18 protein-coding genes are annotated in these 14,859 nt (G+C 62.7%); 12 read left to right on the top strand and 6 right to left on the bottom strand.

All coding sequences use genetic code 11. From position 1 onward, the window contains the following. The first annotated feature begins 28 nt into the window (after nt 1-28). The 5 genes from JWV26_RS17635 (at nt 29) to JWV26_RS17615 (ending at nt 3,328) form a co-directional block, all read left to right on the top strand. Nucleotides 29-1,060: an RnfABCDGE type electron transport complex subunit D gene (locus tag JWV26_RS17635; RefSeq protein ID WP_074913095.1), complete on the top strand. Its 1,032-nt coding sequence runs from the start codon at nt 29-31 to the stop codon at nt 1,058-1,060. A 2-nt stretch (nt 1,061-1,062) separates the two neighbouring features. Next, nucleotides 1,063-1,698 carry an electron transport complex subunit RsxG gene (rsxG, locus tag JWV26_RS17630; RefSeq protein WP_206417449.1) on the top strand — a complete coding sequence of 212 codons (636 nt, stop codon included), beginning with the start codon at nt 1,063-1,065 and terminating at the stop codon, nt 1,696-1,698. Further along, nucleotides 1,695-2,402, top strand: a complete 708-nt coding sequence (locus JWV26_RS17625; RefSeq protein WP_072422677.1) for an electron transport complex subunit E — start codon at nt 1,695-1,697, stop codon at nt 2,400-2,402. Before rsxG ends, JWV26_RS17625 begins: the two co-directional genes overlap by 4 nt. Further along, the gene (gene nth, locus JWV26_RS17620) at nt 2,399-3,037 is read left to right on the top strand and encodes an endonuclease III (RefSeq protein ID WP_003245598.1); all 639 of its coding nucleotides are present in this window, start codon (nt 2,399-2,401) and stop codon (nt 3,035-3,037) included. Before JWV26_RS17625 ends, nth begins: the two co-directional genes overlap by 4 nt. Nucleotides 3,038-3,148: 111 nt before the next feature. Beyond that, complete coding sequence (locus JWV26_RS17615) at nt 3,149-3,328, top strand: PA3496 family putative envelope integrity protein (RefSeq protein WP_017677837.1); 180 nt, start codon at nt 3,149-3,151, stop codon at nt 3,326-3,328. 44 nt (nt 3,329-3,372) lie between these two features. Here the strand turns inward: JWV26_RS17615 and JWV26_RS17610 are convergent, their stop codons facing one another. The 4 genes from JWV26_RS17610 to JWV26_RS17595 form a co-directional block, all read right to left on the bottom strand. Beyond that, complete coding sequence (locus JWV26_RS17610; RefSeq protein WP_072422678.1) at nt 3,373-4,443, bottom strand: GGDEF domain-containing protein; 1,071 nt, start codon at nt 4,441-4,443, stop codon at nt 3,373-3,375. 68 nt (nt 4,444-4,511) lie between these two features. Then, nucleotides 4,512-4,904 (bottom strand): lactoylglutathione lyase, encoded by a 393-nt coding sequence (gene gloA / locus JWV26_RS17605; protein ID WP_072422679.1) that lies wholly within the window; start codon nt 4,902-4,904, stop codon nt 4,512-4,514. Nucleotides 4,905-4,974: 70 nt separating this feature from the next. Further along, a complete protein-coding gene (locus JWV26_RS17600) occupies nt 4,975-6,192 on the bottom strand; it encodes an argininosuccinate synthase (protein WP_074913101.1) in 1,218 nt (405 codons plus the stop codon). Between the two features lie 117 nt (nt 6,193-6,309). Beyond that, nucleotides 6,310-7,257 (bottom strand): flagellar protein MotY, encoded by a 948-nt coding sequence (locus JWV26_RS17595; RefSeq protein ID WP_206417448.1) that lies wholly within the window; start codon nt 7,255-7,257, stop codon nt 6,310-6,312. 153 nt (nt 7,258-7,410) lie between these two features. On the opposite strand from JWV26_RS17595, the gene pyrC reads away from it, so the two are divergent. The 3 genes from pyrC (at nt 7,411) to JWV26_RS17580 (ending at nt 9,528) form a co-directional block, all read left to right on the top strand. Beyond that, a complete protein-coding gene (pyrC, locus tag JWV26_RS17590) occupies nt 7,411-8,457 on the top strand; it encodes a dihydroorotase (protein ID WP_206417447.1) in 1,047 nt (348 codons plus the stop codon). Then, nucleotides 8,454-9,128: a ribonuclease T gene (gene rnt / locus JWV26_RS17585; protein ID WP_004423716.1), complete on the top strand. Its 675-nt coding sequence runs from the start codon at nt 8,454-8,456 to the stop codon at nt 9,126-9,128. The genes pyrC and rnt overlap by 4 nt, the downstream gene beginning before the upstream one ends. 181 nt (nt 9,129-9,309) lie before the next feature. Next, nucleotides 9,310-9,528 (top strand): bacterioferritin-associated ferredoxin, encoded by a 219-nt coding sequence (locus tag JWV26_RS17580; RefSeq protein WP_004423711.1) that lies wholly within the window; start codon nt 9,310-9,312, stop codon nt 9,526-9,528. Nucleotides 9,529-9,596: 68 nt separating this feature from the next. Here JWV26_RS17580 and JWV26_RS17575 read toward each other — a convergent pair whose 3' ends face one another. Next, a complete protein-coding gene (locus tag JWV26_RS17575) occupies nt 9,597-9,968 on the bottom strand; it encodes a DUF5064 family protein (protein WP_079784281.1) in 372 nt (123 codons plus the stop codon). A gap of 95 nt (nt 9,969-10,063) precedes the next feature. Next, nucleotides 10,064-10,381, bottom strand: a complete 318-nt coding sequence (locus JWV26_RS17570; protein WP_206417446.1) for a DUF2288 domain-containing protein — start codon at nt 10,379-10,381, stop codon at nt 10,064-10,066. Between the two features lie 295 nt (nt 10,382-10,676). Here JWV26_RS17570 and JWV26_RS17565 point away from each other — a divergent pair, with 295 nt between their 5' ends. The 4 genes from JWV26_RS17565 to livG all read left to right on the top strand — a co-directional run bounded on the left by JWV26_RS17565 (nt 10,677) and on the right by livG (nt 14,858). Further along, the gene (locus JWV26_RS17565) at nt 10,677-11,798 is read left to right on the top strand and encodes a branched-chain amino acid ABC transporter substrate-binding protein (protein ID WP_072422684.1); all 1,122 of its coding nucleotides are present in this window, start codon (nt 10,677-10,679) and stop codon (nt 11,796-11,798) included. Nucleotides 11,799-11,914: 116 nt separating this feature from the next. Further along, on the top strand, nt 11,915-12,838 hold the full coding sequence (gene livH, locus JWV26_RS17560) for a high-affinity branched-chain amino acid ABC transporter permease LivH (protein ID WP_072422685.1): 924 nt from the start codon (nt 11,915-11,917) through the stop codon (nt 12,836-12,838). After that, complete coding sequence (locus JWV26_RS17555) at nt 12,835-14,094, top strand: high-affinity branched-chain amino acid ABC transporter permease LivM (protein ID WP_072422686.1); 1,260 nt, start codon at nt 12,835-12,837, stop codon at nt 14,092-14,094. The genes livH and JWV26_RS17555 overlap by 4 nt, the downstream gene beginning before the upstream one ends. Next, nucleotides 14,091-14,858 carry a high-affinity branched-chain amino acid ABC transporter ATP-binding protein LivG gene (gene livG, locus JWV26_RS17550; RefSeq protein WP_017677847.1) on the top strand — a complete coding sequence of 256 codons (768 nt, stop codon included), beginning with the start codon at nt 14,091-14,093 and terminating at the stop codon, nt 14,856-14,858. The genes JWV26_RS17555 and livG overlap by 4 nt, the downstream gene beginning before the upstream one ends. The last annotated feature ends 1 nt before the right edge of the window (nt 14,859 follow it).

Here is a 14,859-nt window from a genome sequence, read left to right as displayed (position 1 = left end):
ACGCAGTAACAGAACCACCGGAGCGCCGATGGCCCTGCCCCGCATCACATCGCCCCACGCCAAGGGCAGCAACCGCACCCAGCAGGTCATGCTGCAGGTGCTGCTGGCCACTGTGCCGGGCATCCTCGCGCTGACCTGGCTGTTCGGCGCCGGCACCCTGTTCAACCTGGTCTGGGCCAGCCTCTGCGCGCTGGGCTTCGAGGCCGCCTTGCTGGCAGCGCGCCAACGCCCGCTGGCCTTCTTCCTCAAGGACTACAGCGCCCTGGTCACCGCCGTGCTACTGGCCCTGGCCCTGCCGCCCTACTCGCCCTGGTGGCTGACCCTGATCGCCTGCGGCTTCGCCATCGGCTTCGGCAAGCAGCTATATGGCGGCCTCGGGCAGAACCCCTTCAACCCGGCCATGGTCGGCTACGTGGTGGTGCTGATCTCCTTCCCGGTGGAAATGACCAGTTGGCCTGCGCCACACGGCGTCGCCGCGCTGGACGGTCTCAAGCACATCCTCGGCATTGCCAACCTGCCCGACGGCTGGGCCCAGGCCACCGCGCTGGACGCATTGAAGGTCAACAAGAGCCTGACCATCGACGAGCTACGCGCTAGCAATGTGGCCTTCGGCCACTTCGGCGGCGCCGGCAGCGAGGCGGTCAACCTGGCCTTTCTCGCCGGCGGCCTGTACCTGCTGCACAAACGCCTGATCACCTGGCACGCGCCAGTGGGGATGCTCGCCGCGCTGTTCGTCATGAGCCTGCTGTTCTGGAACGGCAGCGGCTCGGATTCCAACGGCTCGCCGCTGTTTCACCTGCTGACCGGCGCCACCATGCTCGGCGCCTTCTTCATCGTCACCGACCCGGTGTCCGGCGCTACCAGCAATCGCGGGCGCCTGGTGTTCGGCATCGGCGTCGGTGTACTGGTCTACGTGATCCGCGCCTGGGGCGGCTACCCGGACGCGGTGGCCTTCGCCGTGTTGCTGATGAACCTGGCGGCGCCGACCATCGATTACTACACCCGGCCGCGCAGCTACGGCCATCGCAAGCCCAATAGCGGCTTCAAGCTGGGAGAATGAGCATGCTGCCGGAAATCAGCCGCTCGATGCTGAAGAACGCCCTGGTGCTCGGGCTGTTCGCCATTGGCACCGTCGGCAGCGTCGCCCTGCTGCAACAGGGCACCGCCACGCGTATCGCCGCCGCCGAGCGCGAAGCGCAGGTGCGCGCCCTGGCCGAGATCCTGCCGGCCGGCAGCTATGACAACCACCTGCTGGACAACCGCATCGAGCTCAACGCCCCCGAGCTGGGCCACCGCAGCCCGCAGTCGGCCTACCTGGCCTTGAAGGGCGACCAACCCAGCGCGCTGATCCTGCCGGTGACCGCACCGGATGGCTACAGCGGCGCCATCCACCTGCTGGTGGGCATCTTCGCTGATGGTCGCCTGGCTGGCGTACGTGTGCTCAGCCACCGAGAAACCCCGGGGCTGGGTGACAAGATCGAGCTGGCCAAGAGCGACTGGGTGCGCAGCTTCGAGGGCAAGTCCCTGAGCACCCCCGGCGAAGACGGCTGGGCAGTGAAGAAGGATCGCGGCGAGTTCGACCAGTTCGCCGGCGCCACCATCACCCCGCGCGCCGTGGTCAAGGCCGTGCACGGCGCCCTGCGCTACTTCGACAAGCACCGCGCCCAACTGCTGGGCCTGGCGGAGGACGAACAATGACCAGTTACCGCGAAATCAGCTTCAACGGCCTGTGGAAGAACAACCCGGCGCTGGTGCAGCTGCTCGGCCTGTGCCCGCTGCTGGGGGTGAGCAACTCCACGGTCAACGCCCTCGGCCTGGCCCTGGCCAGTGCGGTGGTGCTGGTGTGCTCCAATACCGCCGTGTCGCTGGTCCGCGGCGTCGTCAATACAGCCGTGCGTCTACCTGCCTTCGTCATGATCATTGCCGCGCTGACGACCTGCATCGAACTGCTGATGCAGGCCTACACCTATGAGCTGTACCAGATTCTCGGCATCTTCATCCCGCTGATCACCACCAACTGCGTGATTCTCGGCCGCGCCGACGGCTTCGCCGCCAAGCATGACCCGGCCCGCGCCGCCTATGACGGCCTGATGATGGGCCTGGGCTTCGGCGTGGTGCTGGTGCTCATCGGCGCCATCCGCGAGCTGCTCGGTACCGGTGCACTGTTCGCCAACATGCACCTGCTGTTCGGCCCGATTGCCGCCGAGTGGAAGCTCACCCTGGTGCAGGACTACAAGGGCTTTCTGCTGGCCATCCTGCCGCCGGGCGCCTTCATCGTCTTGGGCCTGCTGATCGCCGGCAAGAACCGCATCGATCAGATCGCCGCGGAACGGGCCAAGGCCGCCGCGCCCGAGCTGCCTGCACAAAGCCGCCGCGTTCGCGTTACCGGAGTCATCGAATGAACGCAGCCAAACGTCTGGAAATCTTCCGTCGCCTGCACGAGGACAACCCCGAGCCGAAGACCGAACTGGCCTACAGCACACCCTTCGAGCTGCTGGTGGCGGTGACGCTATCGGCCCAGGCCACCGACGTCAGCGTCAACAAGGCCACGGCCAAGCTGTTTCCGGTGGCCAATACGCCAGAGGCCATCTACGCCCTGGGCGTCGAGGGATTGAGCGAGTACATCAAGACCATCGGCCTTTACAACAGCAAGGCGAAGAACGTCATCGAGGCCTGCCGCATTCTCATCGAGAAACACGGCAGCCAGGTGCCGGACAACCGCGAGGACCTCGAAGCCCTGCCAGGCGTCGGCCGCAAGACTGCCAACGTGGTGCTCAACACCGCCTTCCGCCAGCTGGCCATGGCCGTGGACACGCATATTTTTCGCGTCAGCAACCGCACCGGCATCGCGCCGGGCAAGAACGTGGTGGAGGTGGAGAAGAAGCTGCTCAAGTTCGTGCCCAAGGATTATCTGCTCGACGCCCATCACTGGCTGATCCTGCACGGGCGCTATGTTTGCACCGCGCGCAAACCGCGTTGTGGCGCCTGCCGCATCGAAGATCTGTGCGAGTACAAGGCCAAGACATCCGACGATTGATCGACCATAGAATCTGGCGATCTCCTGATTGAAAAAATCTTTTTTACCCGCTCTATTTTTGCCGCTATAAGGTGCGCAAACGGCCCCAGTAACTGGCCTGGAGTGGAATAGATGAGCACTGACAAAGAAGATCTCGAGCTGGACGAAGACTTTGTCGCGGAAGAATCGGACGATGCCGAGCCTGCGGTAGAAGTCGCCAAGACCAACCTGACCAAGCGCCGCATCATCGACAACTTCCTCGAAGAACGTCGCCTGCACAAACAGCTGGCCGAATACGATTTCGATATCTGATCGCGCCGCGCAAGAAGCCCCGCCAACCGCGGGGCTTTTTCGTTTCAGCTCACCGCGCGCAAGGCGCGCCGCGCGCACTTGTTGGCGTACATCGCCGCATCGGCTTGCACCAACAGACTATCGAGCCCCTCGTCGGGATTCAGCGACGATTCGCTGATCCCCATGCTCATTGATAGTCTCTGACCGGCTCCGCCCTCTCTGCCACGCAATGCCTGCTCAAGACGCCGCAGCACCTCTTCGCTATCGCTGTAGTCGCTGGCCAGCACGACGAACTCATCGCCGCCCAGGCGAGCGATCACGTCGGTGGTACGGAACTGGGTCTTGAGCACTTCGGCCGCCGCCCTGAGCAAACGATCCCCGGCACCATGGCCGAAGCGATCATTGACCGGTTTGAGATCATCGAGATCGGCGTACAGCAACAGGCAACGGCCCTTGCGCCGCTGCGCCGCACGCAGTTCGCGTTCGGCCAGCAGGCGAAAACCGCGACGGTTGTACAGCCCGGTCAACTCATCGGTCAGCGACAGCTGGCGCACCGCCTGCTCGGCCAGCTGGCGTTCACGCACCTCGCCTTGCAAGCGCCGATTGGCCTCGGCCAGTTGCGCCGTGCGCTCTTCTACACGCTGCTCCAGCTCGGCATAGACCTGGACATTCTCCAGGGCCACCGAGGTGGAGTCGGCCAAGGCCTGCAGCAGCTGAATCTGCTCGTCGGAGGCCTGATAAGACTCCGCCCAATAGGTGCCAATGGCGCCGATCGGCTCCAGGGTGCGGATGGGCACCATGACCAGACTCTTGACGAAGGTAGGCCGATACACCTCATGGGGAATGCGCGAGTCGACATAGATATCGGGGATCACGGCGGCGCGGCGGTTGAGCATGGCCCAACCGCTGATACACGCACTGAGGGGGAAACGCTGGCCCTTCCACAAGGGTGAGATGGCGTCCTCATCGCGATAGAAACATTGCTGCCCATCGCGCAGAACGAAGGTGGCGCCGTCGGCCCCGGTCAGCTCGCGGGCCGCGCTGCGAACAATCTCCGCCACACGGTCCACGTCCTTCGCCATCGACAGCTCCTGAACCACGCGAATAAGGCGCAAGGCCTTGGGATCAGCCATCATGGGGCACCTCGCCGATCAGCGAATAGCCACTATCTTTGTAAGCATTTACTTACAAAGATTTCCAACTGTCAATCGCTTCGCTTGGGCGACAGCAGCTCGACCTTGTAACCGTCCGGATCCTCGACGAAGGCCAGGATGCTGCTGCCATGCTTCATCGGCCCCGGCTCGCGGGTGATCTTGCCGCCCCGACTGCGAATGTCCTCGCAGGCCTTGTAGACATCCTCGACTTCCAGGGCGATATGACCGTAGCCGGTGCCCAGTTCGTAGCTGTCCACACCCCAGTTGTGGGTCAGCTCGATCACGCTGTTGTGTGCCTCGTCGCCATAGCCAACGAAGGCCAGGGTGAACTGTCCGTCCGGGTAATCCTTGCGCCGCAGCAAGGTCATGCCCAGCACTTCGGTGTAGAAGGCGATGGATTGGTCCAGGTCGCCGACACGTAGCATGGTATGCAGCAGTCTCATCAGGTTTTCCTCTTCTGGAAAGCAGAACCCCGGCACTTGGCCGGGGTCCTTGTAGCGCAGGTGAATCAGCTTAGACCAGCTTGCGGCCCTTGCCGGCGGCGATGCGCATGCGCAGGGCGTTGAGCTTGATGAAGCCCGCCGCGTCCTGCTGGTTGTAGGCGCCGCCATCTTCCTCGAAGGTCGCGATGTTGGCATCGAACAGCGAGTCGTCGGACTTGCGGCCAGTGACGATGACGTTGCCTTTGTACAGCTTCAGGCGTACCACGCCGTTCACGTTGGCCTGGGAGGCGTCGATCATCTGTTGCAGCATCAGACGCTCCGGGCTCCACCAGAAACCGTTGTAGATCAGGCTGGCGTACTTCGGCATCAGCTCGTCTTTCAAGTGCGCCACTTCGCGGTCGAGGGTGATCGACTCGATGGCGCGGTGAGCCTTGAGCATGATGGTGCCGCCGGGGGTCTCGTAGCAGCCACGGGACTTCATACCGACGAAACGGTTCTCGACGATGTCCAGACGGCCAATGCCGTTCTCGCCACCGATGCGGTTCAGCTCGGCCAGTACCTGCGCCGGGCTCATGGCCTTGCCGTCGATGGCGACGATGTCGCCGGCGCGGTAGGTCAGCTCGATATAAGTCGGTGCGTCCGGCGCTGCCTCAGGGGAGACAGTCCATTTCCACATGTCTTCTTCGTGCTCGGTCCAGGTGTCTTCCAGCACGCCACCTTCATAGGAGATGTGCAGCAGGTTGGCATCCATGGAGTACGGCGACTTCTTCTTGCCGTGGCGCTCGATCGGGATGGCGTGCTTCTCGGCGTAGTCCATCAGCTTCTCACGCGACAGCAGGTCCCACTCGCGCCACGGAGCGATGACTTTCACCCCCGGCTTCAGCGCATAGGCGCCCAGCTCGAAACGCACCTGGTCGTTGCCCTTGCCGGTAGCACCGTGGGAGATGGCGTCGGCGCCAGTCTCGTTGGCGATTTCGATCAGGCGCTTGGCGATCAGCGGGCGGGCGATGGACGTACCCAGCAGGTACTCGCCTTCGTAGACGGTGTTGGCGCGGAACATCGGGTAGACGAAATCGCGGACGAACTCTTCGCGCAGGTCGTCGATGTAGATTTCCTTGACGCCCATCGCCTGAGCCTTGGCGCGGGCCGGCTCGACCTCCTCGCCCTGACCGAGGTCGGCGGTGAAAGTCACCACTTCACAGTTGTAGGTATCTTGCAGCCACTTGAGGATCACCGAGGTGTCCAGGCCACCGGAATAGGCCAGAACTACCTTTTTGACGTCCGCCATGCCATCACTCCACGGGTTGTACGGTAAAACCGGTGATTCTACTGGCCCTGCGGGCCAATTTACAGGGGCGCGACAGCTTGTGACGACGAAGCGACGGCGGGAATCAGCGTTTTTTGCTCAGGAGGGGGTGCTTCCGACCGGATCGACCGGGGTGGTCGGTGGAGCGGTCTGCGGTTCGCTCTGTACCGGGACTTCCGGCGCGGGTACGCGATCCAGGCGCAGGGTCGCGCGACGGTTCTTGGCGCGATTGGCTTCGTTATTATTTGGCACCAGCGGGTAACGCTCGCCATGAAAGCGCATGGTGATCTGCTCGACCGGTACGCCACCGGCCACCAGATACTCCTGCACGGCCAGCGCACGGCGGCGTGAGAGGTCGCGATTGGTCAGACGATTGCCGCTGTTGTCGGCGTGACCATCGATCTGGAAGCTGTTGATGCTCGGGTCGGCCTTGACGAAGTCGAGGATGATGTCGAGCTTGGCCTTGGCCATCGGATCGAGATCGATGCCGCCACCGGGAAAACCGATCTGCGCCTGGCGAATCTGATCGAAATTGACCGGTAGCAACTTGGCGGTACAGGCCTGGTAATCGTCATAGGCCTTGTGAAACTTGACCGGCAGCAAACGTACTTCCAGATTGTCGCCACCATTGAGGGTGCGGTGGCGCACCAGCGGGCTGCGCCCTTCGAGCAGACCGGTGAGCAGCCGCGCCCCCTGCTCCTGCGAACTGTTGAACGGCACCTCGCCATTACCGACGCTGACCACACCGAGATTGATATCGCCGCGCCCCGGCTGCCAGGGCGCCGCCGCCGCCAGCAAGGTCGCCGACCCCGCCCCCATCCAGCGCTCACGGGCCTTGAGACGAAAGGTGACCTGTTCACCCGCGCGGCGTACGAACTCGCCGCTGCCGAAATTGCTGATCGGCTGGCTCAGGCGACACTCGAACTGGTCACCCTCGACCGTCCACTCTACCTTTTCCAGCCGCGTCTGGAAGCTGATGGCATGCGCCGGCAGGCACAAGGGCATGCCAGCCAGCAGGCTGATCAGAAGGAAATTGGGCGCACGCACGGTCAACTCCACGGCGGTTCACGGCATTCTCACGGGGTATCGGTCAGGCGCGCGGAAACTTGACCCCCGGCGTGCGATTGTCGCGTCGGCGCGAGCGCGAACAGGCGCTTTTCAGTTAACATGCGGCCACGTTTTACCCGCCTGGAAGCCTCCATGTCCGACCGCCTGACTCTCCTGCGTCCCGATGACTGGCACATTCACCTGCGCGACGGCGCGGTGCTGCCACACACCGTCGGCGATGCCGCGCGCACTTTTGGCCGCGCCATCATCATGCCCAACCTGGTTCCGCCGGTACGCAACGCCGCCGAAGCCGACGCCTATCGCCAGCGCATTCTCGCGGCCCGCCCGGCAGGCAGCCGCTTCGAGCCGCTGATGGTGCTGTACCTCACCGACAACACCAGCCCCGAGGATGTGCGCGCGGCCAAGGCCAGTGGCTTCGTGCATGCCGCCAAGCTCTACCCGGCCGGCGCCACCACCAACTCCGACTCGGGCGTGACCAGCATCGACAAGATCTTCCCGGCGCTGGAAGCCATGGCCGAGGTCGGCATGCTGCTGCTGGTGCATGGCGAAGTGACCCGCGCCGAGATCGACGTGTTCGACCGTGAGAAAGCCTTCATCGATGAGCACCTGACCCGCGTGGTCGAACGCTTCCCCACACTGAAAGTGGTGTTCGAGCACATCACCACCCGCGACGCGGTGCAGTTCGTCGAGGCCGCCTCGGTCAACGTCGGCGCCACCATCACCGCGCACCACCTGCTGTACAACCGCAACCACATGCTGGTTGGCGGCATTCGCCCGCACTTCTATTGCCTGCCGATCCTCAAGCGCAACGTGCACCAGGAAGCCCTGCTCGACGCCGCCACCAGCGGCAACGTCAAGTTCTTCCTCGGCACCGACTCGGCACCGCACGTCAAGCACGCCAAGGAAGCCGCCTGCGGCTGCGCCGGCTGTTACACCGCCTATGCGGCCATCGAGCTGTACGCCGAGGCCTTCGAGCAGCGCGGTGCGCTGGACAAGCTGGAAGCCTTCGCCAGCTTCCACGGCCCGGATTTCTACGGCATGCCACGTAACAGCGACAGCATCACCCTGGTGCGTGAGGAGTGGACCGTGCCGGCCACCCTGCCGCTGGGCGACAACAGCGTGGTGCCACTGCGCGCCGGCGAAACCCTGCGCTGGAAATTGCTGGAGGCTCAGGCGTGAGCGAAGACAACTACGACGACGAACTCGAACCCAGCCTGCCGTCCGGCCCGCGCACGCCCATGGCGGCGCGCTTTCGCGGTTATTTGCCCGTGGTAGTGGATGTGGAAACCGGCGGCTTCAACTGCGCCACCGATGCCCTGCTGGAAATCGCCGCGACCACCATCGCCATGGACGAGAGCGGCTTCCTCTATCCGGATCACACCCACTTCTTCCGCATCGAACCCTTCGCAGGCGCCAACATCGAACAGGCCGCGCTGGAATTCACCGGCATCAAGCTCGACCACCCGCTGCGCATGGCAGTGAGCGAAGAGCACGCGCTGGGCGAAATCTTCAAGGGACTGCGCAAGTCGATCAAATCGGCTGGCTGCAAGCGTGCGATTCTGGTCGGCCATAACAGCAGCTTCGACCTGGGCTTCCTCAATGCCGCGGTGGCTCGTTGCGGCATCAAGCGCAACCCCTTCCACCCCTTCTCCAGCTTCGATACAGCGACATTGGCTGGTCTCGCCTACGGCCAGACCGTGCTGGCCAAGGCCTGCCAGACCGCCGGTATCGAGTTCGATGGCAAGGAAGCGCACTCGGCACGCTACGACACCGAGAAGACCGCCGAACTGTTCTGCGGCATCGTCAATCGCTGGAAGGAAATGGGCGGCTGGGACGAGTTCGATCAGTGAGCCTCCGCGCATTCACCCTTCAATGAAAAAACCGGCCAGGCCGGTTTTTTCATATCTGCGCAACGGCGCTCATACACCGTTCGTCAGGAGATGCGAGCATTCGCAATCGATCTTTGACAAGCATTCTCATTAACATTAGTATCCGATCCATCGAACAGAACCACCAAGACGAGCCTTGCTTATGTACGTCTGCCTCTGTGAAGGTGTCACCGATACTCAAATCCGCGACGCGGTCTACGAGGGCTGCTGCAGCTATCGTGAAGTCCGCGGCACGCTCGGCATCGCCAGCCAGTGCGGCAAGTGCGCTTGCCTGGCCAAGCAGGTCGTCCGCGAAACCATCGCCGAAGTCCAGAGCAGCCAAGCCTCGCTGGCCTACCCCGCTGGTTTCGTCGCGGCCTGACGCACGACCGAGAATGAAAAAACCGGATCCTGGAATCCGGTTTTTTTTCGTCCTCGAACAGCCAGGGGTCACGTCAGGCCGTCGCGCTCCAGGTGATCGAGGTCCACCGCTTCACCCGGCTTGGCGTGCAGCTTGGCGCGAATGTCCTCGAAGATCGCATCGTACTCGGCGTGCGCACGCATGATCGGACTATGGTTGGGCGGCAGGCCATGCTTGGCCACCAGGCGGGAGATCACGCTGGCGAAATTGAACGCAGTATCGCGGTGCATTTCGAAAACTTCCTCGAAGGCCTTGCCGTCGATCTCGCCCACCAGACGCCCATGCAGCATGGGCCCTTCTTGCGAATCCTTGCGCACCTCGTAGTAGAAATCGATGCTGTAACCGGGTTGCCCGCCCAGGCCAGGCGGATTACTGCGATGCAGATGACCAGGTTCGAACATGGGGCTCACTCCTTTGCCATGACGCTGCGAAAAACTCCCTGGCGGGAGCGTGCGAAGAGTCTAGCTCGCCGCTCACAGCCCTGCAGCGCGCCATTTCAGTGCAGGGTCGAATCCCCTGCCCTTTCCTGTACCAGCACCCAGGGGGCGACCACGACTGCCCACAACTGCGGGTCACGCGAGAGCAGATCTTCGGCACGTGAATCTTCGAGCTTGCACAACAGGCCTTGGTTCATCCATTGCGCGACTAGAGCCTGATCGTTCTCGGCCACAGCCTGCGCGACCGCCACCAGATCCTGACTACCCTCGACCCAGAGTAGCGCACCGCGAGCGAAGAACGGCTGCAGTTCCTGCCAACGAATCGGTGCTGTCTCACCGAGCAGCTTGGCATAGAGGGTGCTAGATTGATCCGTCATGGTGTGTCCCGTCTCGATGGCTTTGAATGCAGGCGCGCAATGATAGCGTCGGCAACTGCCCTGGCAACCGCGCGACGCTCGCCAGCCGACCCAGGCCACGCCGTTTTTCTATACATTCCTTGCAATTTAGCGACAACCCCACGTTTCGCCTCCAGCTGCCGGCTTTTCAAGGCGCAAATCCGCGCTCTACACTGTTCCGGTACAGTTGCCGGAGGCATTACCGGGGTAACGAACCCGGTTCTGCAGCTTCGGCCGCAAGAACTACAACAACGAAAAACACAAGAGTGGAGCACTCATGAACAAGGCTACTAAGCAGATTTCCAAGCTGTTCGCGGCAATGGCACTGGCGGGGGCGGCCAGCTATTCGATGGCGGCCGACAACATCAAGATCGGTCTGGCCGGTCCGGTGACCGGTGCCGTTGCTCAGTACGGTGAGATGCAATTCATCGGCGCCAAGATGGCCATCGAGCAGATCAACAAGGCCGGCGGCGTCAACGGCGCCCAACTCGAAGGCGTGGTCTATGACGACGCGTGCGATCCGAAGCAGGCCGTTGCCGTTGCCAACAAGATCGTCAACGACGGCGTCAAGTTCGTGGTTGGCCACCTGTGCTCCAGCTCTACTCAGCCGGCTTCCGACATCTACGAAGACGAAGGCATCCTGATGATCACCGCGGCTTCTACCAGCCCGGACATCACCGCTCGTGGCTACGAGCTGGTCTTCCGCACTATCGGTCTGGACAGCCTGCAAGGCCCGACCGCCGGCAACTTCATCGCTGACCACGTCAAGCCGAAGAACGTCGCCGTCATTCACGACAAGCAGCAGTACGGTGAAGGTATCGCCACCGCGGTCAAGCAGACCCTGGAAGGCAAAGGCGTGAAGGTTTCCCTGTTCGAAGGCATCAACGCCGGCGACAAGGACTTCTCGGCACTGATCGCCAAGCTCAACCAGGCTGGCGTCGACTTCGTCTACTACGGCGGCTACCACCCGGAGCTGGGCCTGCTGCTGCGCCAGACCAAAGAGCGCGGCCTGAACGTCAAGTTCATGGGCCCGGAAGGTGTGGGTAACAAGGAAATCTCGGCCATCGCTGGCCCGGCTTCCGAAGGCCTGCTGGTCACCCTGCCGAAGTCCTTCGACCAGGATCCGAAGAACCAGGCGCTGGTCGAGGCCTTCAAGGCCAAGAACGAAGACCCGAGCGGTCCGTTCGTGTTCCCGGCCTACGCTGCCGTTCAGGTGATCGCCGAAGGCATCGAGAAAGCCGGCGATACCGATACCGCCAAGGTAGCGGCTGCCCTGCGCGCCAACAGCTTCGACACCCCCACCGGCGCCCTGGCCTTCGACGAGAAGGGTGACCTGAAGGACTTCAGCTTCGTGGTGTACGAGTGGCACCAGGACGGCACCAAGTCCGAAGCCAAGTAAGCTTCCTGTCTGAGCCAAAGCCCACTGCGCGAGCAGTGGGCTTTGTTTATTAGAAGAATTCCGGCCTCGCGCTGCGCCACAAGCGCCGCTTTACGCAAGCGCCCAGGAGTTAGGCAATGCCTGATCTTTATCACTACCTGCAACAGTTGCTAAATGGCCTGACCATTGGCAGCACCTATGCCCTGATCGCCATCGGCTACACCATGGTCTACGGCATCATCGGCATGATCAACTTCGCCCATGGCGAGGTTTACATGATTGGCTCGTACGTAGCCTTCACCGTTATCGCCGGCCTCGCCATGTTCGGCCTGGAAGCCGTGCCCTTCGTGATGATCGCGGCGTTCGCCGCCACCATGATCGTCACCAGCGCCTACGGCTACAGCATCGAACGGGTGGCCTACCGCCCCCTGCGTGGCGGCAACCGTCTGATCCCGCTGATCTCCGCAATCGGTATGTCGATCTTCTTGCAAAACGCGGTGTTGCTCTCACAGGACTCCAAGGACAAGGCCATTCCCAGCCTGCTGCCGGGCAATTTCATCCTCGGTGAAAGCGCCGCCAACGGCGTGGTGGTGTCCTACATGCAGGTGCTGATCTTCATCGTCACGTTCGTCACCATGATCGGCCTGACCCTGTTCATCTCCCGTTCGCGCCTGGGCCGCGCCTGCCGCGCCTGCGCCGAAGATCTGAAGATGGCCAACCTGCTCGGCATCAACACCAACAACATCATCGCCCTGACCTTCGTCATCGGTGCTGCACTGGCCGCCATCGCCTCGGTACTGCTGGGCATGAACTACGGTGTGATCAACCCGCACCTTGGATTCCTCGCCGGCATCAAGGCCTTCACCGCTGCGGTACTGGGCGGCATCGGCAGCATCCCTGGCGCGGTACTCGGCGGCCTGCTGCTGGGCGTGGCCGAAGCCTTCGGCGCCGATATCTTCGGTGATCAATACAAGGACGTGGTGGCGTTCAGCCTGCTGGTGCTGGTGCTGCTGTTCCGTCCAACCGGCATCCTTGGCCGCCCGGAGGTGGAAAAGGTATGAGCCGGAACATCAAATCCGCGATTTTCAGCGCCCTGCTGGTGCTGATCATCTCCTACCCGGTACTGGGCCTGAAACTCTCCACCGTCGGCATCAGCCTGCGCGTGGAAGGCGCAACTGCATTCGAACTCTGGTGCATCGGCGGTGCCGCTACGCTGATCTTCCTATGGCAATTGCTGCGTGACCGGCTGACTCCGGCCTGGGCCAAACTGCCCAAGCTGCCCAGCGGCTCCGGTCAGATCGGCAACTTCCTCACCCTGCCCTCCACCCAGCGCTGGATCATTCTGGCGATGGTCATGGTGGCGCTGGTGTGGCCGTTCTTCGCCAGCCGCGGTTCGGTGGATATCGCCACGCTGATCCTGATCTACGTGATGCTCGGCCTTGGCCTGAACATCGTGGTGGGTCTGGCCGGTCTGCTCGACCTGGGTTACGTCGGTTTCTATGCAGTCGGCGCCTACAGCTATGCGATCCTCTCGCATTACTTCGGCCTGAGTTTCTGGATGTGCCTGCCGATCGCCGGCATGATGGCTGCGCTGTTCGGCTTCCTGCTCGGTTTTCCGGTGCTGCGCCTGCGCGGCGACTACCTGGCCATCGTGACCCTGGGCTTCGGCGAGATCATCCGCATTCTGCTGCGTAACCTGACCGAACTGACCGGTGGCCCGAACGGCCTGAGTATCGCCAACGAGAACAAGCCGACCCTGTTCGGTCTGTCCTTCGAGCGCCGCGTGCCGGCCGACATGCCGACCTTCCACGGCTACTTCGAAATCGCCTACAACTCCCAGTACAAGGTGATCTTCCTCTACCTGATCGCCCTGCTGCTGGTGCTGCTGACCCTGTTCCTGGTCAACCGCCTGCTGCGCATGCCGATCGGGCGTGCCTGGGAAGCACTGCGCGAAGACGAGATTGCCTGCCGTGCGCTGGGCCTGAACCCGACCGTGATCAAGCTTTCGGCCTTCACCATCGGTGCCAGCCTGGCCGGTTTCGCCGGCAGCTTCTTCGCTGCCCGTCAGGGCCTGGTAACGCCAGAGTCGTTCACCTTCATCGAGTCAGCGATGATCCTCGCCATCGTCGTACTCGGCGGCATGGGCTCTCAGCTGGGCGTTATCCTCGCCGCCATCGTCATGGTGATGCTGCAGGAGATGCGTGAGCTGAGCGAGTACCGCATGCTGATCTTCGGCCTGGTCATGATCTTCATGATGATATGGCGCCCGCAAGGGTTGCTGCCGATGCAACGTCCCCACCTGGAGCTGAAGCGATGAGCCGCACGATTCTCGAAGTAAGCGGCCTGTCCATGCGTTTCGGCGGTCTGTTGGCCGTCAACGGGGTGGGCCTGAATGTCAAGGAAAAGCAGGTGGTCTCGATGATCGGCCCGAACGGCGCCGGCAAGACCACCGTCTTCAACTGCCTGACCGGCTTCTATCAGCCGAGCTCCGGCAGCATCCGCCTCAATGGCGAAGCGATCGAAGGCCTGCCCGGCCACAAGATCGCCCGCAAGGGCGTGGTACGCACCTTCCAGAACGTGCGTCTGTTCAAGGACATGACGGCGGTGGAAAACCTGCTGATCGCCCAGCATCGCCATCTCAACACCAGCTACCTGGCGGGTCTGTTCAAAACCTCGGCATTCCGCCGCAGCGAGCGCGAGGCCATGGACTACGCCGCCCACTGGCTGGAACAGGTCGACCTCGTGGACTTCGCCAACCGCAGCGCCGGCACCCTGGCGTACGGTCAGCAGCGTCGCCTGGAAATCGCCCGCTGCATGATGACGCGCCCGAGCATCCTCATGCTCGACGAGCCGGCCGCCGGTCTCAACCCGCGTGAAACCGAAGACCTGAAAGCGCTGATCAGCGTGCTGCGTGACGAGCACAATGTCACCGTGCTGCTGATCGAGCACGACATGAAGCTGGTGATGAGCATTTCCGACCACATCTACGTGATCAACCAGGGCACTCCCCTGGCCGACGGCACGCCGGACGACATCCGCAACAACCCGGACGTGATCAAAGCCTATCTGGGGGAGGCGTAAT

The organism is Ectopseudomonas toyotomiensis (assembly GCF_017167985.1).
GTDB classification, from domain to species: Bacteria; Pseudomonadota; Gammaproteobacteria; order Pseudomonadales; family Pseudomonadaceae; genus Aquipseudomonas; species Aquipseudomonas toyotomiensis.
The sequence above is the reverse complement of the archived record's forward strand: the minus strand, read 5'-3'. Positions and strand labels throughout refer to the sequence as shown.